Source organism: Bradyrhizobium sp. CCBAU 51765 (assembly GCF_015291725.1).
In the GTDB taxonomy this organism is placed as follows: domain Bacteria; phylum Pseudomonadota; class Alphaproteobacteria; order Rhizobiales; family Xanthobacteraceae; genus Bradyrhizobium; species Bradyrhizobium liaoningense.
This window is the reverse complement of the sequence record NZ_CP030038.1, coordinates 4,509,618-4,533,441: the sequence shown is the minus strand read 5'-3', so window position 1 is coordinate 4,533,441 and position 23,824 is coordinate 4,509,618. Positions and strand designations below refer to the sequence as shown.

Genomic DNA, 23,824 nt, shown 5'->3' with positions numbered 1-23,824 from the left:
TTTTGGCCGCCCCTTAGGTCTGCGTCGCTTGTTACTCCCCCCTCACGAACACCCCGTCGTGCTTCCGCACGTATCGCACTTCATGCAGGTCCCATTCCGCACCAGCGTGAAGTTGCCGCACTCCGAGCACATCTCGCCCTCGTAGCCCTTGGCCTTGGCTTCGGCGCGGCGCTCGGCCTTGGTGGGGACGAGGGTTTGCGCGGTGCCGGCCTTGCTCCACTGCAGCTGCTCGAGCTTCTCCGTCGGCGAGAGGTCGTGGCTCACTTCCTGCTTCAGGGCGACGGCGCCTTCGAGGGCGTCACTGAGGCGGGTGCTCGCGCCATGCGAGGCCATCGCCGTGACCTTGCTGCCGCCTGAGGGCGCGCTGTCGTTGCCTTGGCTGACCGCGGTCGAGCCGCCGCGCATCACGAACAAATTGTCCGTGCGGGAGCGGGTGAGGCCGCGCGAGACCAGCTTGGTCGCGTGGTGGCCGCCGTCCTCGTCCGGCTCCTTGCCTTCCTCGACGCCCTTGCCGAGCGCGTCGAAACCCGTCTCGTTGGGATCGACGTGGGCGAGGTCGAAGCGGCTGAGGTAGCTCACCGCCAGCTCGCGGAAGACGTAGTCGAGGATCGAGGTGGCGTACTTGATGCTGTCGTTGCCCTGCACGGGGCCCGCCGGCTCGAAGCGGGTGAAGGTGAAGGCGTCGACATATTCGTCCAGCGGCACGCCGTATTGCAGGCCGAGCGACACCGCGATGGCGAAGTTGTTGATGAAGGAGCGGAGCGCCGCGCCTTCCTTGTGCATGTCGATGAAGATCTCGCCGAGACGGCCGTCGTCATATTCGCCGGTGCGCAAGTAGACCTTGTGTCCGCCGACGACCGCCTTCTGGGTGTAGCCCTTGCGGCGATCCGGCATCTTCTCACGCTCGCGCATCACGATGATGCGCTCGACCAGCTTCTCGACGATCTTCTCCGAGACCTGGGCCGCGCGCGCGGCCATCGGCTTCTCGTAGAGGGTCTCGACCGCATCGTCCTCGTCCTCGTCGTCGCTGATGAGCTGCGAGTTGAGCGGCTGGGAGAGCTTGGAGCCGTCGCGATAGAGCGCGTTGGCCTTCAGGGCCAGCTTCCACGACAGCATGTAGGCGGACTTGCAGTCCTCCACCGTGGCGTCGTTCGGCATGTTGATGGTCTTGGAGATCGCGCCCGAGATGAAGGGCTGCGCCGCCGCCATCATGCGGATGTGGCTCTCGACCGACAGGTAGCGCTTGCCGATCTTGCCGCAGGGATTGGCGCAGTCGAACACCGGATAGTGCTCGGCCTTGAGGTGCGGGGCACCTTCCACCGTCATCGCGCCGCAGATGTGGACGTTGGCCGCCTCGATCTCGCGCTTGGTGAAGCCGACGGACTGGAGCAGGTCGAAGCCGGGCGCCGCGATCGCCTCGGCGCCGATGCCGAGCTGGTCGCGGATGAAGTCCTCGCCGAAGGTCCACTTGTTGAAGGCGAACTTGATGTCGAAGGCGGTCGGCAGCGCCTTCTCGACCTTGGCGATCGCCTCATCCGTGAAGCCCTTGGACTTCAGCGTGGTGACGTTGATGCCGGGGGCATTCGCCAGCGAGCCGTGGCCGACGGCGTAGGCCTCGATCTCGGCGATCTCGCTCTCGCGATAGCCGAGCGCGCGCAGCGCGGCGGGCACGGCGCGGTTGATGATCTTGAAGTAGCCGCCGCCGGCGAGCTTCTTGAACTTCACCAGCGCGAAGTCGGGCTCGATGCCGGTGGTGTCGCAATCCATGACGAGGCCGATCGTGCCGGTCGGCGCGATCACCGTGGTCTGGGCGTTGCGATAGCCGTGCTTCTCGCCGAGCTCGAGCGCCGCATCCCAGGCCGCCTGCGCGTGGCTGACGAGGTCTCCTTGCGGGCAGGAGACCAGGTCCATCGGCACCGGGTTGACGCTGAGCGCCTCGTAGCCGTTGGACTGGCCGTGCGCGGCGCGGCGGTGGTTGCGGATCACGCGCAGCATGTGCGCCGCGTTCTTCTTGTAGCCGGGGAAGGTGCCGAGCTCGGCGGCCATCTCCGCCGAGGTCTTGTAGGTGATGCCGGTCATGATCGCGGTCAGCGCGCCGGCGATTGCGCGGCCTTCCTTCGAGTCATAGGGCAGGCCCATGGTCATCAGGAGGCCGCCGATATTGGCGTAGCCGAGGCCGAGCGTGCGGAACTCGTAGGAGAGCTCGGCGATCGCCTTGGACGGGAACTGCGCCATCATGACGGAGATTTCCAGCACGATGGTCCAGAGCCGGCAGAGGTGCTCGTAGCCCTCGACGTCGAAGCGCTTGGTCTCGGTGTTGTAGAACGTCAGCAGGTTGGCGGAGGCGAGGTTGCACGCCGTGTCGTCCAGGAACATGTATTCCGAGCACGGATTGGAGGCGCGGATGTCGCCGGACGCCTTGCAGGTGTGCCAGTCGTTCATCGTGGTGTTGAAGTGCAGGCCGGGGTCGGCCGAGGCCCAGGCGGCGTAGCCGATCTTCTCCCAGAGGTCGCGCGCCTTCAGCGTCTTCGTCACCTTCTTGGAGGTGCGGGCGGTGAGATTCCAGTCGCCGTCGGTCTCGACCGCGCGCAGGAAGTCGTCCCTCAGCGAAACCGAGTTGTTGGAGTTCTGGCCGGAGACCGTGAGGTAGGCTTCGCTGTCCCAGTCGGTGTCGTAGGTGTCGAACTGGATGTCCTTGTAGCCCTGCTTGGCGAACTGGATGACGCGCTTGATGTAGTTGTCGGGCACGAGGCTGCGGCGCGCGAGCTTGATCTCGCGGCGCAGGGCGGGGTTCTTCTCGGGGTCGAAGCAATCGTCGCCCGAGCCTTCGCAGTTCACGCAGGCCTTCAGCACGGCCTTGAGGTGCTTCTGGTTGATCTTGGATCCCGTGACGAGGGCGGCGACCTTCTGCTCCTCCTTCACCTTCCAGTCGATATAGGTCTCGATGTCGGGGTGATCGACGTCGACGACGACCATCTTGGCGGCGCGGCGCGTGGTGCCGCCCGACTTGATCGCGCCCGCGGCGCGGTCGCCGATCTTGAGGAAGCTCATCAGGCCGGAGGAGCGGCCGCCGCCGGAGAGCTTTTCGCCTTCGCCGCGCAGGCGCGAGAAGTTGGAGCCGGTGCCGGAGCCGTACTTGAACAGGCGGGCCTCGCGGACCCAGAGGTCCATGATGCCGCCCTCGTTGACGAGGTCGTCACCGACGCCTTGGATGAAGCAGGCATGCGGCTGCGGATGCTCGTAGGCCGACTTGGACTTGGTCAGCTTGCCGGTGAAGGGGTCGACGTAATAATGGCCCTGGCCGGGGCCGTCGATGCCATAGGCCCAGTGCAGGCCGGTGTTGAACCATTGCGGCGAGTTCGGCGCGACCATCTGCCTGGCGAGCATGTAGCGGAGCTCGTCGTAGAAGGTCTGGGCGTCCTCGTCGGAGGAGAAATACTTGCCCTTCCAGCCCCAATAGGTCCAGCAGCCGGCGAGGCGGTCGAACACCTGCTTGGCCGAGAGCTCGCTGACATAGCGCTCCTTCTCGGGGAGAGCGGCGAGGGCCTCGGTGTCGGGCACGGAGCGCCACAGGAAGGAGGGAACGGATTCCTCCTCGACCTTCTTCAGGCGCGCGGCAACGCCCGCTTTGCGGAAATATTTCTGGGCGAGCACGTCGGAGGCGACCTGCGACCACTCGGCCGGGACCTCGACATTCTCCAGCTTGAACACGACCGAGCCGTCGGGATTGCGAATCTCCGACGTGGTCAGGCGGAATTCGATTCCCGCATAAGGTGACTGTCCCGAAGTGGTGTGGCGCCGCTCAATCCGCATGGTCTTGCCCCGTCCTTAATCTTTGACCGGTCCCGCCCCTCGTTGAGGGCGTGCCGGGTCGACATTTCGTTTCGCGGCGCCTTCCGGCCGTCCGGCCTTCGGGCTCCGCAGTTCAGCCGGTGGATCCGGCCCTGTTTTTTCCCGGCGCGATGGCGATGCATGCATCGATCATCCCGCCGGCACGTCCACACCCATCCGCCCCCAAGGGGATGTGCGCGACATGCGTTCAACGCCCCACAACGCCGCTACTTCTCTCACTTCACGCAGGTGTCACTTCGAAACCGCCGTGAAGTCTGCCTTCCGAGCCTGTTGCCAGCCCGTTCCGGCGCCCCCGGGAGTCCGCATGTCGAGGGCAGACAAGCCCTCATCCCGCTGCCTTTGGCTGGCCGGCGGAGCTGAGATTTGCGAGACCCTTTGGGGGAGTGCCGGCGGGACGCAAACTCACTCGCGCCGAACGGACCGAAAGCTAGGACTCTCCGTTGCGCCCGTCAAGAACTAGTGCGAGTTCCTGAATCAAATACTAAATATGGTGGATTGTGGGGGATAACAGGGGTCTTCGCCGCGCCTGTTGTGGAGCCAAGTATCAGTGAGTCCTCAGGGATTCCCAACCGAAAAAATTCGTATCCGGTGAGCTGCGGAGGCTTCATCCCGCTGTTCACAGGGCAGGTATATTTTTCCGGACCGGGATTGCGCCAGGGGGACTCACGTAGCCCTACGGAAGGTGAGGGCAGGCATGCCCGCCGGGACGGTGGTTCGGCCCGCGAATCCGGGCCAAGCTGACCAGAAGTTTTTGCCGGATTGCCCACATGCATGATTCGACTCGCCGGGATGCGCCGCCGCGCATCGCCCCGGCCGGCTTGATGTTCCTTGCGATCACGTCGATCGGCTGGGGCTTCAACTGGCCGGTGACGAAATTCCTGCTGGCCGAGCTGCCGCCGCTGACCCTGCGCGGGGTCACCGGCGTGCTCGGGGCGGTGCTGCTGGCGCTGCTCGCGGTGATGCGCCGGCAAAGCCTGCGGGTGGAGGGCGCGATCTGGCCGCGCCTGCTGACCGCGGCCGTGCTCAACGTCACCGGCTGGATGGTGCTGATGGGGCTCGCACTGCTCTGGCTGCCGGCGAGCGAGGCGGCGCTGATCGCCTACACCATGCCGGTCTGGGCTTCGATCATCGCCTGGCCGGTGCTGGGCGAGCGGCCGACGGTCCTGCGTACGCTCGGGCTGGTGCTGGCCTTCGCGGGGCTTGCCTCGATCATGGGCGGCAACGGCTTTGCCGCCAGCGCTTCGAAGCTGCCGGGCATCATCATGGTGCTCGTCGGTGCGTTCGGCTTCGCCCTCGGCACGGTGCTCTCGAAGAAGTACCCGATTCACCTGCCGCCGCTCTCGGCGGCGGCCTGGCAGATCGGGATCGGCTGCCTGCCGATCTCGATCGTCGGCCTCCTGATCGAGACCACACATTTGTCCAACGTGACGTCGCTCGGCTGGTGGCTTCTGGTCTATTCGGTCGTCGGGCAGTTCTGCATCGCCTATGTCAGCTGGTTCGCAGCGCTGGCGCGCCTGCCGGCCTCGGTCGCCGCGATCGGCACCATGGCGGTGCCCGTCATCGGCGTCGTGGCCTCGGCCATCGCGCTGGGCGAGCCGCTTGGGGCAGGGCAGATCGCGGCGCTGATCTTCACGCTGGCCGCCGTGGTGCTGGCGACGCGATGAATTGCGACAGTCTGTAGGATGGGTAGAGCGCAGCGAAACCCATCATCCCACGACGGCTCTTATTGACGGGTTTCGCTGCGCTCTACCCATCCTACGATCTCAGCCCAGCGCCTTCCGGATCATCTCGGCGAGCTGGTTGCGGCGGTAGGGCTTGGTCAGCAGCATCACGCCGTCGTCGAGCTTGCCTTGATGAATGATCGCGTTGTCGGTGTAGCCGGAGGTGTAGAGCACCCTCGCGCCCGGCCGGCGTCTGGCCACTTCTTCGGCGAGCTCGCGGCCGCTCATGCCGCCGGGGATGACGACGTCGGTGAACAGCAGATCGAACTTCTGGCCGGCCTCGATCAATTCCAGCGCGGACTTGGCGTCGGGCGCGGCCACCGTCTTGTAGCCGAGGCTCTGGAGCTGGGTGGTGACGAAGTTGCGCACCAGCGGGTCGTCCTCGACCACGAAGATGGTCTCGGCGCCGCCTTCGGCCTGCGGCGCGATGCTGGCTGCCACCTCCGCCGTGCCTTCGCCCGGCGGCAGATAGAGCTTGATCGTGGTGCCGTGGCCTTCCTCGCTGTAGATCTTGATGTGGCCGCCGGACTGCTTGACGAAGCCGTAGACCATGGAGAGGCCGAGGCCGGATCCCTTGCCGACCTCCTTGGTGGTGAAGAAGGGCTCGAACGCCTTGTGCTGGGTCTCCACCGACATGCCGGTGCCGGTATCGCTGACCGCGAGCATGATATAGGGGCCGGGCGTCACGTCGGCATTGGCCTGCGCATAGGCCTCGTCCAGCACGACGCGGTGGGTTTCCAGCAGCAGCTTGCCGCCGTTCGGCATGGCGTCGCGGGCGTTGATCGCCATGTTGAGCACCGCATTGGTCAGCCTGGACGGATCGATGTGCGTCGTCATCGGCCCCTGTTCCAAGACGGTCTCGATCTGGATCTGCTCGCCGAGGGTGGGGCGCAGAAGCTTTGCGATGTCCGCGATCGCGGCGTTGATCTCGACGTTGCGCGGCTCGAGCGGCTGCCGGCGCGCAAACGCCAAGAGATGCTGGATCAGCTCGGCGCAGCGCTCGGCGGCGTCGTCGATCAGCCGTGCCGTGCGCTGGAGCTCGGGCTGGTCCTTCAGGCTCTCCACCAGCGTCTCGGTGTTGCCGGAGATGACGGTCAGCATGTTGTTGAAGTCGTGCGCGACGCCGCCCGTCAGCTTGCCGATCGCATCCAGCTTCTGCGACTGGTGCAGCTGCCGCTCCGTCTCGCGCGAGGTGGTGGCATCGTGATAGACCAGCACCGCGCCCGAGACATCGCCTTGCCCGTCCCGCATCGGCCGGCCGCTGATCATGAGATGGCGGGGAGGATCGCCGCTGTGCGGGCGGACGATCATCTCCAGCTCTTCGAATTGCTCGCCGCGCAGCACGCGCGTCGATGGCAGCTCGTCGGCCTCGAGCGGCGTGACGCCGTCGCCGTGAAATACATCGGACAGCGCGCGCAGATTGTTCAAATTCATGCCGGCGCGATGCAACAGCATGCGCTCGGCGGCCGGATTGGACAGAAGGACATTGCCCTCGTCGTCGATGACCAGCACCGCCTCCGCCATGCTGCGAAACGTGCTCTGGAGCACGTTGACCGACAGGCGCAGCTCGTCATGCGCGGTGACCAGGTGCTCGGTCCGCTCCGCCACCGCCGCCTCGAGCGCCGTCTTGGCGGCCTGCGTTTGCTCGAGCGAGCTCTGGAGCTCACCCGTGGCGCGCCGGCTTTCGCGCATCACCAGCGCGACCAGGAGCAGGATCAGCACGGCGCCGGCGACGTCGATACCGAGCAGTGCGATGCCGGTGCGGCGCGAATCCCGGGATCGCTCGGCGAGCAGGCGCTCTTCCTCCGCGCTCAGGTGGTCGAGATTGGCCATCACCGTGTCCATGAGGCCGCGGCCCTCGGCCCTGCTGTTGAGTGCGGCAATGCCGGCCTGGTCGTTTTCGGCACGGAGGCGCATCGCTGTGGCGGCGATCTCCATCCGGCGCAGCGCCAGCGGCTCGGTGCCCTCCAGCAGCGCGACCTGATCGGGACTGTCGCGCACGTCGCGCTTGAGGTCGGCGAGGGCTGGCGCGATCCTGGCGTGCACCGCCTGAAACTCATCGCTGAAGCCCGGGGTGCGATAGAGCTCGTAGCCGCGCGCAGCGCTCTCGGCACGGCGCAGCAGCACGCGCAGATCCGAGATCTTCTTCTGCACCTGGACGGTATGGTTGACCCATGCCGCGTCGGAACGCGACTTGACGTCGAGGGCGATCGAGGCCGCGGCGATGATCAGGAGGATGGCAAGTCCAGCACCGAAAATGACGCGCTGCGTTGGAATCAAGGGGCTTCTTTCTTGTCCTTCGGCTGCGCGCTCTCGCCTGCGCCGGCGAGGCATTCCCGGATCGTGGTCATCAGCGCTTCCGGCGTGAACGGCTTGCGCAGGCAGCGCGTTGCGCCAAGCTCCAGCGCCATGCGGAGAAAATCGGGAGAGGGCGAGGCGGATGAGGCGAAGGCGTAGCCCGACATCGCGATCAGCGGAGTGGTCGGCGCGCGTTCGTGAAAGATGCGGATGGATTCGAAGCCGCGCATATGCGGCATGAAGATGTCAACCAGCATCACGTCGAAGGGCTGCGATTCCAGCGCAGCCAGTCCTGTTTCGCCGCCGTCGGCCAGCGTGACGTCGAAGCCCTGACGTTGCAGGAGGACCTCGATGGTCGCGCCGACCATCGGATCGTCGTCAACCACGAGAATGCGCGGCATGACACTTCCCAGGTGATCGAAGTCCCCACTGCATTTGGTGATATCCGCGAATCGTGTGTCCGGTCAATTTTGGATTGGGCCCCCAAGGATATGCACGGCGCAGTGCATATAGGTCCGCTTGCCTCCGGCCGTCGGTGTCCTCGGGCGGGCGAGCAGGACGGAAATCGAAGCGGGTGAGGATACGCCGGCCGCGAGAAAGGCGCCGCATCGCTGCGGCGCCTTCAGCCTCAGGCCTTGGCGCTCTGCTTACGGGCAGGGATGCCGCTGGCCGTCGTACCCGAGATAGGTGCCGGAAGCCGGGTCGTACGATTTGAAGCGCTGCGCGCAGTAGGCCGCGGAATCGCCGCCGCCATCCTGCACCACCGCAACCGACGGTTCGTCATAATAGCTGCCGTAGTAGTAGGGATCATCGTAATAGCCGTAGCCGCCGCCGTAGCCGCCATAATAGGCGTACGAGCCGATGCCGCCGACTGCGACGCCGGTCGCAAAGCCCGGCCAGAAGCCGCCGCGACGATGATGATGCCCGTGACGGCCGCTCCAGTTGCCTCCATCGTGCCAGTTGCCCGCGGTTGCGACGCTGCGGGTGCCGCTGAAGGACGGCGAAAAGGACTGACGGGGCGTCGCGCCGGCTACGAAGCGGTCGCCGCTCGGACGCATCGGACTGCCGGCCGCGAAACTGCCTGCGCTCGGACGCATTGCAGGGCCGGCGGCAAAACCGCCTCCGCTGGGACGTACCGCGGCACCGGCCCCGAAATTGCCGCCACCGCCGCGGAACGCAGCGCCGCCGCCACCGCCACCCATGCGCGCGCCGCCACCGAAGTGAGCGCCGCCGCCACCGCCGCCGATATGGGCGCCGCCGCCACCGCCTCCGCCCACTCCGGGACGCTGGGCAAAGCTCGGTGTCGCAAAGGGAACAACCAGCGCCACCGCCGCGGCGGCACTCAAGATTTTCAGACTGTTCATAGTTAAACTCCTTTCCCGGAAAGCAAACCCTATGAAAGCGCTGGGGTTCCCGGGGATCACGCCGGTTTGCGCGCGAATGGAGCCTCACGCGCGGCCGCTGTACCGGGCATGAATGAATCGCGACCGCTTTGCGGCGGGGGCCTGCTCGGTAGCGGGATTGCGGAGGAGACCCACGCACCTGCCGAACTGGACATTTCGCTGCCCGGATGGCATCAGGACCCGACGAAGCAGGGCCCTTGCCGCATGAAACAATTCTTCCTCAAGTTCTTCACCTGGTGGAATGGCCAGACTTTTGGCACCCAGCTCTGGACCAAGCGGTACGGGGAGCTGGTCGGCCAGGACGAGCAGGGCAACCGTTACTACCGCACCCGCGGCGGGGCGATCGATCCCACCCTCGGTTTTGAGCGGCGCTGGGTGATTTATAACGGCTACGCGGAAGCGAGCCGAATCCCGCCGTCCTGGCATGGCTGGATTCATCACGTCGTCGACGTGCCGCCGACCGAGGCCAACTACCAGCCGCGCGAGTGGGAAAAGCCGCACCAGCCGAATCTCACCGGCACGCCGAACGCCTATCGTCCCTCCGGCTCGACGCTTGCCAGCGGCCGGCGCCCGAAGGCGACCGGCGACTACCAGCCCTGGACGCCCGGCTAGCCTTTCGGGCCTACTCGCGAACCGCCAACGTTCGAAGCGGATGCACATGCATCCGCTCCGCGCTGCTGTGGACAACGGGAACAGCGGGGATGCCGCTCGCGCCGGCGTTGCATTGACGCGGGCGATGCGGCTCAATGATCCCATCTTACGGTGATGGGAGACCATCGCGTTCGGTTCGGGCAACAGCTCGCGACTGTCCCGAGATGCAGCGGCCGCCGACCAGGACTCGATCGGGAGATAGGCCCCCGGTCTGGAAGCTCCGAAATCGCCCGATGTGAATGTGCAGCCGCCGTAAGACAGGAAGGGCCGCTTGGGAAACCGAGCGGCCTTTTTCTTTGGGAGATCGGCGCGAAGGTCAACGTGCCCCGGACGCAGCGCAGCAGCGTTGCACGCTGCACCGCGTCCGGGACACGAGAGCGGAGTCTAGTTCACCCGCTCCGCCGCGCGCTTGACCGCTTCCAGGCGCTGCGCCTGGTTCTGCGCGCCGCGCTCCTTCAGCAACGCCTTTACCTCGTCGGAAGCGGTGTCGGGCGAGCCGGAATTGAACGGCGGGGCCGGATTGTATTCCATCTGGAGCTGGATCGCTTCCGCCGTCGTGCGATCGACCATGATCGACACCAGCGTCAAGGCGAAATCGATGCCGGCGGTGACGCCGCCGCCAGTGATGCGGTTGCGATCGATGCAGACGCGCGTCTTTGTCGGCGTCGCCCCGAACTGGGCGAGCATGTCCATCGCGCTCCAATGCGTGGCGGCGCGGTAGCCCTTCAACAGGCCGGCGGCGCCGAGCGCGAGCGATCCCGTGCAGACCGAGGTGACGTATCTGGCGCCGTCGGCCTGCCTGCGGAGGAAGTCGAGTACCTCCTCGTCGTTGAGCAGGTCGTTGGTGCCGCCGCCGCCGGGCACGCAGATCACGTCGAGTTGAGGGCAGTCCGCAAACGTCGTGGTCGGCGTCAGCGTCATCACGGAATCGCTCGGCACCGGTTCGATCCGCTTCCAGATCAGGTGCAGTTTTACACCGGGGAGCATGGCGAACACCTGCAGGGGTCCGGTGAAGTCCAGCTGGGTGACGCGCGGAAACACCAAGAGACCAATCTGGAGCGGTGACGACATCGGAATATCCTCCAATTACGAGCTTGACGCCGGCACGATGTCATGGTGCCCTCCCGTCCGAAATGGCTTAATTCCCTCACTTTCGGACATGTCGCTTAGGAGCTGGCCCATGATCGGCATCCTGATCTTCCCGGATTTCCAGCTGCTCGATGCGGCAGGCCCGATCTCGGCGTTCGAGATCGCAGCGCGTTGTACGGGCAAGACGCCGGCCATCCGCGTGCTGGCAGTCAGGCCGGGGCTCGTGCGCAGCTCATCCGGGGTCGAGATGATGGCGCGCGACTTCAAGGCGGCGAACGCGATCACGACGCTGGTGGTGGCCGGCGGCGTGGGCGTTGCCGATGCCGCGCGCTGCGAGGTCACGCGGGCCTTCTTGCAGCGGCTGGCAAAGCGTGGCGTTCGGGTCGCGAGCGTTTGCTCGGGCGCCTATGTGCTCGCCGAAGCGGGACTTCTCGACGGCCGCCGCGCCACCACGCATTGGGGGCGGACGCGCGATTTCGTCGCGCGCTTTCCCAAGGTGAAATTCGAGCCGGACCAGATCTTCACCCAGGATGACAATGTCTGGACCTCGGCAGGCATCTCCGCGGGCATCGATCTCGCGCTCGCGATGATCACCGAGGACCATGGCGAGGAGATCGCGCAGCAGACCGCACGCCAGCTCGTGCTCTATCACCGCCGCAGCGGCGGCCAGTCACAGTTCTCCTCGCTGCTGGAGCTGAAGACGCCGAACGGGCGGTTCGGCGCACTGCTGTCCTGGGCACGTGAAAATCTCGACGCGCCGCTGACGGTGGAAGATCTCGCCGATCGCGCCGGCATGAGCGCTCGGCATTTTGCCCGTGCCTTTGCCGCCGAGACCGGCACGACGCCATCCAAGGCGATCGAGCGCCTGCGGCTCGAAGTCGCGCGCGAGCGCGTGCAGTCCTCGCGCGAGGCGATCGAGCTCGTTGCGGAAACGACCGGCTTCCGCGATCCCGAGCGGATGCGGCGCGCCTTCATCCGCGCCTTCGGCCAGCCGCCGCAGGCCCTGCGGCGCGCGGCGCGGGCCGGGTAGGCGCTCTACGGACCTCGTTCGCGACTGGCCTTGGGAGTTCGGTGGGACGGTCAGATCGCGCAAATGTCAGCTCGCGCGCGACATCCCATTGCGCAATCGGCTGGCCAGGGCCTGCAGTAGTCAGACCGGAACAAATCGATTTTATCGATTGGTTGTACTCAAACAATCTGTTGGATCAATTCATTGGATTCTCTGATCCTCGCTGCGCCAGCGTCGATACCCAGAGATACGCCAATGACCATCGTTCAGAATTCGCGCCCATACTCCGCCACGCGTGTCATGCGCGACAACATCCTGTCATATCGGGACTCCGCCCTTGCAATCGTCCCCGGCGTCGCGCTGGCCGCGACCGTTGCCGTGGTCGCCAACATGATGCGCAGTATTCCTGCCGTCGCGACGTTCAGCCCCATGATCCTGGCGATCGCGATCGGAATGGCCGTGCGCAACCTCGCCGGAACGCCAGCTCTCGCCCGCGCTGGAATCAGCTTCAGCATGCGCCGGCTGCTTCGGCTCGCGATCGTGCTCCTGGGCTTCCAGATCACGCTGACCCAGCTTGCCAGCGTCGGCACCAAGGGGATCCTCATCGTCGCGAGCACGCTCGTTGCCACGTTCGGATTCACGCTCGCAGCCGGGCGTGCGCTGGGCGTCGAACGCAAGCTCGCTCGACTGATCGCCGCGGGCACCTCGATCTGCGGCGCGTCAGCCGTCGTCGCGACCAACAGCGTCACCGAAGCCTCCGACGAGGACGTCGCATATGCGATCGCGTGCGTCACGGTCTTCGGCTCGATTGCGATGTTCGTCTATCCCATGCTGCCTCGCCTCCTGCATCTCGATGCCGACGCGTACGGCCTCTGGAGCGGCGCGTCCATTCACGAGATCGCCCAGGTGGCTGCCGCCTCGTTCCAGAACAGCCAGCGGGCGGGTGAAATGGCAACTGTTGCCAAGCTTGCCCGCGTCATGCTGCTCGCGCCGGTCGTGCTGACCCTGAGCGTCGTCACCCGGGCTTCGGCGCTGCCGGCCGGCGGCAAGTCGGCAAGGCCTCCCGTCCCCTGGTTCGCGATCGGCTTTGTCGCGATAGCCGCACTCAACAGTGTCGTGTGCATTCCGGCGGGCCTCAGGAGCGCGACGATCACGCTCTCGACGTTCCTGCTCACGATGGCGCTCGCGGCCATGGGCCTTGAGACCGACGTCTCGAAATTGTACGCGGAGGGACTGCGTCCGGCTATGCTGGGCGGGCTCGCGTTTCTCTTCATCGCAGGCTTCAGCCTGATCCTCATCAAACTCGTTGGATGACCATGACGCTCGAACAGCTCCGGATCTTCGCCGCTGTCGCCGACAAGCAGCACGTCACCCAGGCCGCCCACGAATTGAATCTGACACAATCGGCCACGAGCGCGGCAATCGCCGCGCTCGAAGGACGCTACGGGGTCAAGCTGTTCGATCGGGTGGGGCGCGGCATCGTTCTGACGCATATGGGCCGCACGTTTCTCGGGGAAGCGCGTGCGGTGCTGGCGCGTGCGCACGCCGCCGAGCAGGTCCTGCGCGATTTTGCCGGCCTCAAGGCCGGCCGACTGGTGATCGCGGCAAGCCAGACGGTCGGGAGCTATTGGCTTCCGATGAGGTTGCTGGCGTTTCAGGCCGTCCATCCCGGCATCGAAATCAACGTCAGGATCGCCAACAGCGAGCAGGTCGCAACCGACGTTCGCGACGGCATGGCGGATGTCGGCTTCGTCGAGGGCGACATTGACGACGCCGCGTTGTCCGCCCGCCGGGTCGACGGCGATGCGCTGGTCGCCGTCGTGGGTGCGCGGCATCCTCTGGCGAGCCAAAAGAAGCTGCCCGCCGACTGGATGACCAGGACACCGTGGATTCTTCGCGAGCCGGGCTCCGGAACGCGGGCCATGTTCGAGCGAGCCCTGAAGAAGCGCGGGGTGCGCCTTGCCGACCTGACGGTGCAGCTCGAGCTGGCTTCGAACGAGGCGATCCGGACTGCGGTCGAGGCGGGCGGCTGCGCTGCAGCCGTCTCCGATCTCGTGGTCGAAAAGGCGATAGCCGCAAAACGGCTGGTCCGGCTCGAGGACGAATTGGCCAAGCGTTCGTTCTACGCGCTCCGTCACAAGGAGCGGCATATCAGCAAGGCGGAAGCCGCCCTGATGTCCAGCATCGCTGCCGGCGCCGCATCATAGGCAGAGCTGCGCCCGTCCGTAGCATGTATTCCGCAACGATCGAACCCAGGTCTTGCCGGCGCGCGTGCAAGCGCCTGCGGAATTCGATCGCAGTCGGCGATCAGAACGATCTGATCATCTCGTTGGATTGCCGATGCGCCGAGGTCTACCTCTTTGGACACAGGCAGGCACTTCGAGGATTGCGTGCCGGAAATACAGAGATGGAGAACGACAATGACCCATTCGCGTCGCGCCTTCCTTGCGATCGCCCTGTTCGCCGTCGCGTGCACGCTTGGTGCGCCATCCGCGCTTGCCGGCAGCCCGGTGCACGTGCCGGATCCCAGAGTTGCCGTTCACCCGGAACGAAGCCTTCGCCAGATCGACAGGCATCTTCCGAACATCCGGCAGGCGCAACCTCGCCAGCCCGTGGAAGATCCGCTCGCGGACTTGATCCTCGGATGAGCCGCGGGCCTGAACCAGCACAAATCCATTCCTGAGGAGCCTTCGATGTCCCAACATTTCGACCATGCACGCTTTCCGGCATTGTCCCGCCGCGCCATGCTTCAAGCCCTCGGGGTTGCCGGCCTCACGCTCGCCGGCTCATCGGTCCGCGCCGATCAATCGATCCGGCTGCCGATCGCCGGCGAGCCGCGTGATCGGCCGATCACGCATGACTTTCCGCAAAAGGGAAGCATGATCCTGCAGCGCACGCGACCGCCGCTGCTTGAAACCCCGATGGAGGTGTTCGACCGCGGCGTGTTCACCCCCAACGACCAGTTCTATGTGCGCTGGCACTGGGCGGTGATACCGACCTCGGTGGATGCGGACGCCTTCAGACTGTCCGTGCGCGGTCACGTCAATCAAGCCCTCTCGTTGTCCATCGGCGACCTGCTCAGATTGCCCCGTGTCGAGCTTGCCGCCGTCAACCAGTGCTCGGGCAATTCGCGAGGGTTCTTCCTGCCTCGTGTGCCCGGCGCGCAATGGGCGCATGGCGCGATGGGCAATGCGCAGTGGACGGGAGTCCTGCTCAAGGACGTGCTGGACCGCGCCGGCGTCAAGCCGGGCGCAGTCCAGGTCCGCTTCAACGGACTGGACGAGCCGGTCGTGCCCGACGCACCGGACTTTCGCAAGTCGCTCGATATCGATCACGCCCGTGACGGCGAGGTCATGATCGCCTTTGCCATGAACGGCGAGCAACTGCCGCTCCTCAACGGCTTCCCGCTGCGGCTGATCGTGCCGGGATGGTATTCGACCTATTGGGTCAAGATGCTCAGCGACATCGAGGTTCTCGATCGCCAGGACGACAATTACTGGATGGCGACTGCCTACACCGTCCCGGATACGCCGCATGCCAACATCAAGCCGGGCCAGACCGGCGTCAAGATGGTTCCGATCAGCCGGATGGTGCCACGGTCATTCTTCACGAACGTCGCGGACGGCGCATCGCTTCCGGCGGGCGCAGTCGCAACAATCCGCGGCATCGCGTTCGGCGGAGATGCCGGCGTCGCCAAGGTCGAGCTATCGATGGATGATGGCCGGACGTGGCAACCCGCGACGCTTGGCGAGGACCACGGCAAGTACAGCTTCCGCCGCTGGCAGGTGGACATTCCAGAGCTGACGAAGGGCGGCCATTCGTTGATGGTCCGCTGCACGAACACCGCCGGCGACATTCAGCCGGCAGCATCGAACTGGAACACCAGCGGCTTCATGCGCAACGTCGTCGAGACGGTCCAACTCACCGCGATCTAGGAGCAACATCATGCGTCACCTCATCTTCGTCGTCGGCACCTCGTTCGCCGCTCTGCTGGCATCCACGCCCGCGTGGCCGGCCCCCGCAATCACCTCCACGACCGTGGAGCTTCCGGCGGGCGACGCGCTGTTTCCCGGTGGACCCGAAGCGGATGCCATCAACAACAACTGCCTGGCTTGCCATTCGGCAGACATGGTGCTGAACCAGCCGGCCTTGCCCAGGTCCACCTGGGAATCCGAGGTGCACAAGATGATCAAGGTCTATGGAGCTCCCGTCGAGGACAGCGACGTGCCTGCGATCGTCGACTATCTTGCCAAGATCAAAGGAAGCGGCCAGTGAGGCTCGGCGCCGCTGACAAGCGCTGCCGAATGGAGAGACCAGGACATTCTTCCAAAGCGACCACCGCTGAATCTCCCGCCTGAGAAGCGGACTTCGGCGGTGTTCATCGATCGGGCTTCTCGCGCACGATTGCGCCGGTCTTTGGGTCGGCATGGAATTCCATCTTCTGTCCGTTCTTGACGCCTTCGCCCTCCCACTGGCCATCGTCGGCTTCAAGCTTGGTGACCTCCGAATAGCCGGACTCCATGACTTTGGCTTTCACTTGCTCCATCGGCATCCAGTCGGGTCCGGGTTGATCGGCCCTCGCTGCCGAGCCCACGGCGAGCGAGCCGAGAACCAGAATTGCGGCAAACTTCATCGCGAACCTCCTCTTCGATGAGAGGCTTCAACGGGGGCCATGAATTGATGTTCCTCCACTGCGTCGGTGCGACGCAAACGAGTGAACGTCAGCCTTGTTGTCCCCGCCGGACGCATCTGCGCGTGCCGTCAAGCGCCGCGCGATCGGCATCAGCATGTATGGCGCAAGATGAATCGGGAACTGGGTCATCGCGAAATAGAGCCAGGTGGTCGGCGGCAGCGCGCCGGCCGTCGCCGCCAGCATCAGGCCGAGATTACGCTGTGACACCATCAGCCCGAGTGCAAGCGCGCGCTCATGGCCGATGCGGCGGAACAACAGCGTGGTGATCGCGAGCAGCGAGAAATAGATCGCGAAGGACAGCAGCGCGAGGCCGATGGTGAACACCGGCTGGCTCACCAGCTCGCTCGCGACATCCCCCATGACTGCGGACGCGAACACAAACAGGATGATGATGTTGAAGCCATCGATCGGCCGCTCCCGGCGCTGGATCGCCTTTGCGCCGAAGATCCAGCGGATGACGGTCGCGGCGAGCAGCGATGCGGCGAGAATGCCGAGCAGCTTCAGGCCGAGCGTGAGCGGCGAGATGCTGAGCATTCCGTCGAGGAACAGGCCCGCGAACATCGACGCCGTGAAGGGAACGAGCGCGGTCGAGGTCACCAGCGTGACCAGCACCAGGGTGGCATCGAGCCCCATCAGCGCGGCGAGTGCCGGCGCGGCCATCATCGGCGAGGCCATGCCCTGCAGCATCAGCGCGAGAGCAAGGCCGGGCGAGTGGCTCGTCAGTCCCGTTGCATGGGCGATCAATCCGACGATCAGCGGCACGCCGATCGTGGTCCAGGCCGTGGCCGTCGCGACCAGCGCCGGCCTGCGAAGATGGCCGTAGAGCGCGGCCAGATCGACCCGCATGAACGAGACGCAGAGCAGAAGGAAAATCGCCTCGGTGACATAGGGGCGCAGCAGCGCGCCGAGCGGCGGCACCGCGACCGCGATGAAGACGACGGCGGCGACCGCGCGGGTGCCCTGGCTGCCGAGCCATGTCAGTCCGCGCAAGGGAAGAGCGAGGATGGGTTGAAGAACGGAAGGCATGCGGGAGGGGTCAGCCCAATCCCTTCAACCAGACGCCGATCTCGCTCACGGCGACGTTCGCCTGTCGCAACAGTTTGCCCATGGTGAAGAAGCCGTGGAACTGGCCGGGGAAGTGCTTGTAGGTCACGGGTACGCCGGCCTGCCTGAGGCGCTCGGCATATTCGTCGCCCTCGTCGCGCAAGGGATCGGCGCCGGCGGTCAACACGTAGGCGGGGGGCAGGCCGGCAAGGTTCTGCGCGCGCGCCGGCGAGGCGCGCCAGTCGTGGATGTCGGCGGCGCCATTGAGGTAGTGGTCGCGGAACCAGCGGATCACCGAATGGGTCAGCAGCACGCTGGTCTCGGGCTCGCTGTGGGAGCCGTGCGTCATGGCGAAATCGGTCGCCGGATAGATCAACACCTGACCCGCGAGCGCGGGGCCGCCAGCATCACGCGCGGCGAGCGCCACGACCGCGGCGAGATTGCCGCCGGCGCTGTCGCCGCCGATCGACAGGCGCGAGGCGTCGACGCCGAGATTGCGCGCATGCGCGGCGATCCATTTGGTCGCGGCGATCGCGTCATCGGCGGCGGCAGGAAACTTGTGCTCGGGCGCGAGGCGGTAGTCGATCGAGATCACGATCAGCGCGCCCTCGGCCGCGAGCTGGCGGCAGACGACGTCGTGGGAGTCGAGATCGCCGATCACCCAGCCGCCGCCATGGAAGAACACCAGCGCCGGAGACAGGCCGTCGTGCTGGCGCGGTTCCTTGGGCACGTAGAGGCGGGCCGGGATCGTCCCGTGCGGTGCCGGGATCGCCAGCGGTGCGACGCGCGCGATCTCCGGCGCGTCAGGATTGGTGGCAAACCGCGCCTGCGAATAATAGGCGCGTGCTTCGTCCGCGGTCAGGGTCTCGTAGGCGGGGCGGCCGGCCTCCTGGAAGGCCTTGTAGACGGCGATGGCGTCCGGATCGAGCACAACGGGCATGAAGGGGACCTTGGAGTTTCCGGTTATCGTTGGATGGTATTTTCGGGGCAACGCCCGCGTTCGGCCCTGGGAGGGCTCGTGACTATCCCATCCGGGAGCTGGCCTGGCCAGACCGCGCCGGGAAGGGCAGGGATGCCGCCCTTCCCCCGCCGTATTCCCCGTGTTAACCGGAGGCCTGCGAGCGGCGGTATCCTCTATAAAATGTCCAACGAGCCCGATTCGCTGTTGAAGCCGCGCGAGATGTTCAAAACCTTTTCCCTGACAGGCCTTGCGGCACTGCTGGCCGCCACCGCGCTGACCGTCGCGACACCGGCCCAGGCGCAGATCGGCACGATCTTTTCGGATCCGCCGCCGCTGCGGCCGCCCGGCAGCATTCCGCGCGGCCAGCCGCAGCCGCAGGTCCCCGAGGACGACGAAGAGGTACCGGAGCTGCCGCCGCAGGGCCGCGTGCTGCCGTCGCGGCCGATGGCGCCACCGCCGGGCCGCCAAGGTAACGTGATGCCGGGGCCGGTCGAGAGCCAGCCGCTGGCGCCGCCGCCCGGTTCGACCGTGGCGCCGCCAAACCAGCTGCCGTCCACGGCGATCGCGCCGCCCAGCCCGCAAGGTGTCCCTGGTCAGCGCCAGCCCCAGCAGAAGGGTGCGCCGGGTTCGGTCCCGCAGACCCCGGCAAGCCTCCAGCCGGGCGATGAGGTCGTGACCGAGCCCCCGGCCCAGAAGATCGTGAACAAGAAGGCGACCTTCTCGGGCCTCGACAAGATCACCGGGCGCATCATCAATTTCGACGAGGAGATCGGCGAGACCGTCCAGTTCGGCGCGCTCAGGGTCAAGACCGACGCCTGCTATACGCGGCCGGCGACGGAGGCCGCCAACACCGACGCCTTCGTCGAGGTCGACGAGATCACCTTGCAGGGCGAGGTGAAGCGCATCTTCTCGGGCTGGATGTATGCGGCAAGCCCGGGCCTGCACGGCGTCGAGCATCCGATCTACGACATCTGGCTGACCGACTGCAAAGAGCCGCAGCAGACCATTGCGACCGCGGCACCGGATCCTGCGACCAAGCCGGCAGCTCCGCCGCCGGCGCAGAAGAAGGCTGCGCCCAAGCAGGCCGTGCAGCAGCGTCCGCCGCAGCCCTTGCCGCCACCGCCGCAGCAGCAACCGGCACTGCCACCGCCGCCGCCGGAGCAGCGGCCAGGTCTGTTCGGTATCCCCGGATTCGGCCGCTAAGATCGAGCCAGGCTGTCGATCATTGCCGCGAGGCGATGATCTCGAGCGCGCGTGCGCCGGGGATCGCTTCGCCGTCGGAGAGCCTCAGGAAGTCGCCGGGTTCGCCCGCCAGCGCCCTGTCGAGCAGCGCGGTATAGCGTCGCCGCGAAATCTCGACCGCGCCGAAGCTCTTCAGATGCTCGGTGACATATTGGGTGTCGAGCAACTCGAAGCCGCCATAGATGAGCCGCGCGACCAGATGCACCAGCGCGACCTTCGAGGCATCGCGCGCGGTGTGGAACATGCTCTCGCCGAAGAAGGCCCGTCCGAGGCTCACGCCGTACAGTCCGCCGACGAGGTCGTCGCCCTGCCAGGCTTCGACGCTGTGGCAATGGCCGAGCTCGAAGAGGCCGCCATAGAGGTCGCGGATGCGCTTGTTGATCCAGGTGTCCTCGCGTCCGGCCTGCGGCGCGGCGCAGCCGGCGATCGTCGCCTTGAAGGCGGTGTTGACGGTCACGCGAAAGGCGTCGGACCGAACGGTGCGTGCGAGCCGCGAGGTGACGCGAAAACCGTCGAGCGGGATGACGCCGCGCAATTCCGGCTCGACCCAGAACAGGGTCGGATCATCGGCGCTTTCCGCCATCGGGAAGATGCCGCAGGCATAAGCGCGCAGCAGCACGGCCGGCGTGATTTCAGACGGGGCGGAGTCGCGCGAAGTCATGGTTTGCCATCATAGCAGGATCGCAATGCGGTTGCGATGGGTGGCGCAACCCGGCGCGAGCTCAGCTCGCGGCGGCGGTGCTGGTCTTGCCGGGGGCTGCGGGCACGCGGCCGAACTTCAGCACGATCCGGGTTCCGGAATGCGCGGGATCGCGCTCGACCGAGGCATCGAGCTTGGAGGCCATGGCGGCGACGATGCGCTGGCCCATGCCGGTGGAGCGCGGATCGGCCTTGACGTTGTCGCCGACGCCATCGTCGCTGATCGAGAGCAGGAGGTCGTCGCCCTCCGAGACCAGCTCGACATGGATCGGGCCGGCGCCGTCGGGATAGGCGTATTTCACCGCGTTCATCACCAGCTCGTTGACGATGATGCCGACGGCGACCGCGCGGTCCGGATCGATCTCGATCGGCTCGGCCTTCAGCGTCAGGCGCGACATCCGGTTGCCTTCGGCCGAGCGGCGGAGATCTTCGAGCAGCGAGTCCAGATACTGGTTCAGGACCACGCTTTTGAGGTCTTGCGAGGTGTAGAGGCGGCGGTGCACCTGCGCGACCGCGGCGACGCGGCCCATCGCATTGGTCAGTGCCGCCTTGACCTCGTCCTGCGCGGCGGAGCTCGCCTGAAGGTGCAGCAACGAGGCGATGATCTGGAGCGAATTGCCGACACGGTGGTTGACCTCGCGCAGCAGGAGCTCGCGTTCGGCGGCAAGCGCCGCGTAGCGGTCGCGCGAGGCATGGATCTCGGCTTCGGCTTCCTCGCGCGCCCTCTGCAGCGCGGCCTGGCGCAGCGCGCCTTCGGCGGCGACGTGGAGGAGCGGGATGAAGTCGCCCTGGACGTCCTTCACCAGATAGTCGGCCGCACCCGCCTTCAGCGCCGTGACCGCGATGCTGGAATCCTGCGAGGCGGTGACGAATACGACCGGCGGTGCGTCCGGGATCGCCATGATCTGCTCGAGCGTCTCCAGCCCGTCGAGGCCCGGCATGTACTGATCGAGTGCAACGACATCGATGCCGCCTTCGGCCCCGGCGCGGCGGATGCGCTCGAGACCTTCCTCGCCGCTCGCGGCGTGAACGACCCTGTAGCCGCGCCGCGTCAGGCCGCGGTCGACAAGGCGCGCCAGCGCGTCGTCGTCGTCGATGTAGAGCAGTGTCGGCGGGGGCTGGTTCATGTGGCGGCGGGCGGGACCTGGATGACCGAGAAGAACAGCCCGAGCTGCCGGATGGCATTGGCGAAATTCTCGTAATTGACCGGCTTGGTGATGTAGACGTTGCAGCCGAGCTCGTAGCAGCGCTTGATTTCCTGGGAATCGTCGGTGGTGGTCAGCACCACCACGGGCGAGGCCTTCAGATATTTGTTCTCCTTGATCTGCTTCAGGATGTCGATCCCGGTCATGTCGGGGAGGTTGAGATCGAGCAGGATCAAGAGCGCATTGCCCTTCTGGACCAGTCCGGAGCGATCTGCACCAAACAGGTGCATCATCGCGTCCGTGCCGTTCTGGAAGGAGACGATCTCGTTGTTGACGCCGGAGCGGCGGATATTGCGCTCGATCAGGCGGGCGTGGCCCTCGTCGTCCTCGATCATGATGATGGTGACAGGCTGGGTCATCGATCTGTGTTCCGGTTGCTCACATTCCAGGCGATCGGCAGCGTGATCGTGAAGGTGCTGCCTGCGTTCAGTTCCGATGATACCGACATGGTGCCGCCGAGGCGACGCACAAGTGCACGGACATGCGCAAGACCGATGCCCTGGCCGGGCTTGTCCTGGGTTCCCGCGCGGCGGAACAGGTCGAATATCCGCTGGTGATCCTTCGGATCGATCCCGCGGCCGTTGTCGCTGATCTCGAAGATAGCGTAGCCGAGCTTGGTGCGCCCGCGGATTCTGATCTCACCGGGCATGCCGGGCTTAAGATACTTGATCGCATTGTCGATCAGGTTCGAGAAGATCTGCTCGAGGGCGAGGCGGTCGCTCACGAGGTCTGGCAGGGGCTCGAGGTGGATCTCGGCCTGCGCCTCGGCCGCCTGGTGCGCCAGCGTCGAGACGATGGCCTCGATCAGCTCGCGCGTGTCGATCTTCACCGGCTGGAATTCGCGCCGGCCCTCGCGCGTGAGGTTGAGGATGGCCGAGATCAGCCGGTCCATCTTGGCGATCGAGGTCTTGATAAAGGCGAGCGCTTCGGAAAAATCCTCCGAGAGCTGCTTGTCGGCGCCCTCGAGCGCGATCTCGCCCGGCCCGGCGGGGGCCAGCGGTGCTCCCTCCGCAGAGACATGAGCGAGGCTGCTGATGCGGCGGAAGATGTCGCCGCCGAGCTCCTCGAGTTCGCTGGTGAAGCCCATGATGTTGACGAGCGGCGAGCGCAGATCGTGGCTGACGATGTAGGCAAAGCGCTGGATCTCGTCGTTGGCTTCACGCAGGTCTGCCGTGCGTTCGTCGACGACGGCCTCCAGATTGACGTTGGCGTCGCGCAGGCGTGCTTCGGCTTCGTCCCGGGCGCGGGCCGACCGCCGCACCAGCCAGATCGAGAGCATCGCCAGCACCACCACGAGGCCGGAGCCGATGCCGGTCATCGACGCGGCGAGGGTCTGGCTGCGGTCGGAATTGGCAGTGCGGAGGCGGAACAGGCGCTCCTCCTCCTGGATCATCGCATTCGCGACGGTGGTGATCCTCGTCGTGGTGTCCTGGGCCGCGGCCTCGCGCACCAGTGCCACGGCCTTGTCCGGCTGGCCCTGCCGGATGAACACCATTTCCTGCGCGAACTGGCCGAGGCGGATTTCGATAGCCGCGCTCAGCTTCTCGACGTTCTGGCGTTGCGCTGGATTGTCGCCGCTCAGGCGCGTCAGCTTGTCGAGGGCGGGGATGATTGCCGCCACGGCCTTTTCATGGTCGACCCTGAAATTCTCATCCTGTGTCAGGAGATAGCCGCGAGCGCCGCTCTCGGCGCGCCGGACTTCTAGCAGCAGGGCGTTGACCTGGTTCTCCACCTCGATGGTGTGAACCACCCATTTGCTGTCTTCCCGCGCCTTGTTGACGAGATAGACGGAGCCGGCGCTGATCACGGTCAGCACCAAAAGGCCCGCCGCGAACAGCAGGATCTGCCAGAATGTGCGCCGTCGCTGGCCTTCAGCCGTCACGGCGATTCACCTGTCTGCGTTCAATGGAATTCAAGACGCCCCCTTTGGAACTAGCCCCAACCGTCCAGAACGCGA

Annotated in this window: 21 protein-coding genes; 9 read left to right on the top strand and 12 right to left on the bottom strand. The window is 65.9% G+C overall.

All coding sequences use genetic code 11. The annotated features are described in order from the left end of the window. Positions 1–42: 42 nt before the first annotated feature. Positions 43–3,813: a vitamin B12-dependent ribonucleotide reductase gene (locus XH96_RS21690; protein ID WP_194387586.1), complete on the bottom strand. Its 3,771-nt coding sequence runs from the start codon at positions 3,811–3,813 to the stop codon at positions 43–45. A gap of 806 nt (positions 3,814–4,619) precedes the next feature. Between XH96_RS21690 and XH96_RS21685 the strand changes: the two genes are divergently transcribed. Further along, positions 4,620–5,516 carry a DMT family transporter gene (locus tag XH96_RS21685; protein ID WP_194387585.1) on the top strand — a complete coding sequence of 299 codons (897 nt, stop codon included), beginning with the start codon at positions 4,620–4,622 and terminating at the stop codon, positions 5,514–5,516. Positions 5,517–5,615: 99 nt separating this feature from the next. Here XH96_RS21685 and XH96_RS21680 read toward each other — a convergent pair whose 3' ends face one another. From XH96_RS21680 to XH96_RS21670, 3 genes are all read right to left on the bottom strand, one after another. Next, positions 5,616–7,853 carry a CHASE3 domain-containing protein gene (locus tag XH96_RS21680; RefSeq protein WP_194387584.1) on the bottom strand — a complete coding sequence of 746 codons (2,238 nt, stop codon included), beginning with the start codon at positions 7,851–7,853 and terminating at the stop codon, positions 5,616–5,618. Beyond that, positions 7,850–8,272 carry a response regulator gene (locus XH96_RS21675; protein ID WP_131868447.1) on the bottom strand — a complete coding sequence of 141 codons (423 nt, stop codon included), beginning with the start codon at positions 8,270–8,272 and terminating at the stop codon, positions 7,850–7,852. Before XH96_RS21675 ends, XH96_RS21680 begins: the two co-directional genes overlap by 4 nt. A gap of 246 nt (positions 8,273–8,518) precedes the next feature. After that, positions 8,519–9,235 carry a BA14K family protein gene (locus XH96_RS21670; RefSeq protein WP_194387583.1) on the bottom strand — a complete coding sequence of 239 codons (717 nt, stop codon included), beginning with the start codon at positions 9,233–9,235 and terminating at the stop codon, positions 8,519–8,521. A gap of 243 nt (positions 9,236–9,478) precedes the next feature. Between XH96_RS21670 and XH96_RS21665 the strand changes: the two genes are divergently transcribed. After that, positions 9,479–9,886: an NADH:ubiquinone oxidoreductase subunit NDUFA12 gene (locus tag XH96_RS21665; RefSeq protein ID WP_194387582.1), complete on the top strand. Its 408-nt coding sequence runs from the start codon at positions 9,479–9,481 to the stop codon at positions 9,884–9,886. Between the two features lie 423 nt (positions 9,887–10,309). Here XH96_RS21665 and XH96_RS21660 read toward each other — a convergent pair whose 3' ends face one another. Further along, complete coding sequence (locus XH96_RS21660) at positions 10,310–10,996, bottom strand: DJ-1/PfpI family protein (RefSeq protein ID WP_194387581.1); 687 nt, start codon at positions 10,994–10,996, stop codon at positions 10,310–10,312. A gap of 109 nt (positions 10,997–11,105) precedes the next feature. On the opposite strand from XH96_RS21660, the gene XH96_RS21655 reads away from it, so the two are divergent. The 6 genes from XH96_RS21655 (at position 11,106) to XH96_RS21630 (ending at position 16,298) form a co-directional block, all read left to right on the top strand. After that, the gene (locus tag XH96_RS21655; protein ID WP_194387580.1) at positions 11,106–12,044 is read left to right on the top strand and encodes a GlxA family transcriptional regulator; all 939 of its coding nucleotides are present in this window, start codon (positions 11,106–11,108) and stop codon (positions 12,042–12,044) included. A gap of 234 nt (positions 12,045–12,278) precedes the next feature. Next, positions 12,279–13,337, top strand: a complete 1,059-nt coding sequence (locus tag XH96_RS21650; RefSeq protein WP_194387579.1) for a YeiH family protein — start codon at positions 12,279–12,281, stop codon at positions 13,335–13,337. A 2-nt stretch (positions 13,338–13,339) separates the two neighbouring features. After that, entirely contained in the window at positions 13,340–14,230 is an 891-nt protein-coding gene (locus tag XH96_RS21645) for a LysR family transcriptional regulator (RefSeq protein WP_194387578.1), read from the top strand. A 213-nt stretch (positions 14,231–14,443) separates the two neighbouring features. Then, positions 14,444–14,671: a hypothetical protein gene (locus XH96_RS21640; RefSeq protein WP_194387577.1), complete on the top strand. Its 228-nt coding sequence runs from the start codon at positions 14,444–14,446 to the stop codon at positions 14,669–14,671. A gap of 45 nt (positions 14,672–14,716) precedes the next feature. Then, positions 14,717–15,958, top strand: a complete 1,242-nt coding sequence (locus XH96_RS21635) for a molybdopterin-dependent oxidoreductase (protein ID WP_210337754.1) — start codon at positions 14,717–14,719, stop codon at positions 15,956–15,958. Between the two features lie 10 nt (positions 15,959–15,968). Then, positions 15,969–16,298, top strand: coding sequence for a cytochrome c (locus XH96_RS21630; protein WP_194387576.1), 330 nt, complete (start codon positions 15,969–15,971; stop codon positions 16,296–16,298). A 103-nt stretch (positions 16,299–16,401) separates the two neighbouring features. Here the strand turns inward: XH96_RS21630 and XH96_RS21625 are convergent, their stop codons facing one another. The 3 genes from XH96_RS21625 to XH96_RS21615 are packed head-to-tail and all read right to left on the bottom strand — an operon-like array spanning position 16,402 to position 18,700. Continuing rightward, positions 16,402–16,656 carry a PepSY domain-containing protein gene (locus XH96_RS21625; protein ID WP_131868455.1) on the bottom strand — a complete coding sequence of 85 codons (255 nt, stop codon included), beginning with the start codon at positions 16,654–16,656 and terminating at the stop codon, positions 16,402–16,404. A gap of 27 nt (positions 16,657–16,683) precedes the next feature. Next, entirely contained in the window at positions 16,684–17,742 is a 1,059-nt protein-coding gene (locus tag XH96_RS21620) for a Na+-dependent transporter (protein ID WP_246789704.1), read from the bottom strand. A gap of 10 nt (positions 17,743–17,752) precedes the next feature. After that, a complete protein-coding gene (locus XH96_RS21615) occupies positions 17,753–18,700 on the bottom strand; it encodes an alpha/beta hydrolase (protein ID WP_194387575.1) in 948 nt (315 codons plus the stop codon). Positions 18,701–18,901: 201 nt separating this feature from the next. Here XH96_RS21615 and XH96_RS21610 point away from each other — a divergent pair, with 201 nt between their 5' ends. Beyond that, entirely contained in the window at positions 18,902–19,924 is a 1,023-nt protein-coding gene (locus XH96_RS21610) for a DUF2155 domain-containing protein (RefSeq protein ID WP_194387574.1), read from the top strand. A 19-nt stretch (positions 19,925–19,943) separates the two neighbouring features. On the opposite strand, the gene aat is transcribed toward XH96_RS21610, so the two are convergent. The 4 genes from aat to XH96_RS21590 all read right to left on the bottom strand — a co-directional run bounded on the left by aat (position 19,944) and on the right by XH96_RS21590 (position 23,749). After that, positions 19,944–20,624, bottom strand: coding sequence for a leucyl/phenylalanyl-tRNA--protein transferase (aat, locus tag XH96_RS21605; protein WP_194387573.1), 681 nt, complete (start codon positions 20,622–20,624; stop codon positions 19,944–19,946). Positions 20,625–20,685: 61 nt separating this feature from the next. Beyond that, positions 20,686–21,789 carry a sensor histidine kinase gene (locus XH96_RS21600; protein WP_194387572.1) on the bottom strand — a complete coding sequence of 368 codons (1,104 nt, stop codon included), beginning with the start codon at positions 21,787–21,789 and terminating at the stop codon, positions 20,686–20,688. Continuing rightward, positions 21,786–22,226, bottom strand: a complete 441-nt coding sequence (locus tag XH96_RS21595; RefSeq protein ID WP_028177209.1) for a response regulator — start codon at positions 22,224–22,226, stop codon at positions 21,786–21,788. Before XH96_RS21595 ends, XH96_RS21600 begins: the two co-directional genes overlap by 4 nt. After that, positions 22,223–23,749, bottom strand: coding sequence for a CHASE3 domain-containing protein (locus XH96_RS21590; protein ID WP_194387571.1), 1,527 nt, complete (start codon positions 23,747–23,749; stop codon positions 22,223–22,225). Before XH96_RS21590 ends, XH96_RS21595 begins: the two co-directional genes overlap by 4 nt. Between the last annotated feature and the right edge of the window lie 75 nt (positions 23,750–23,824).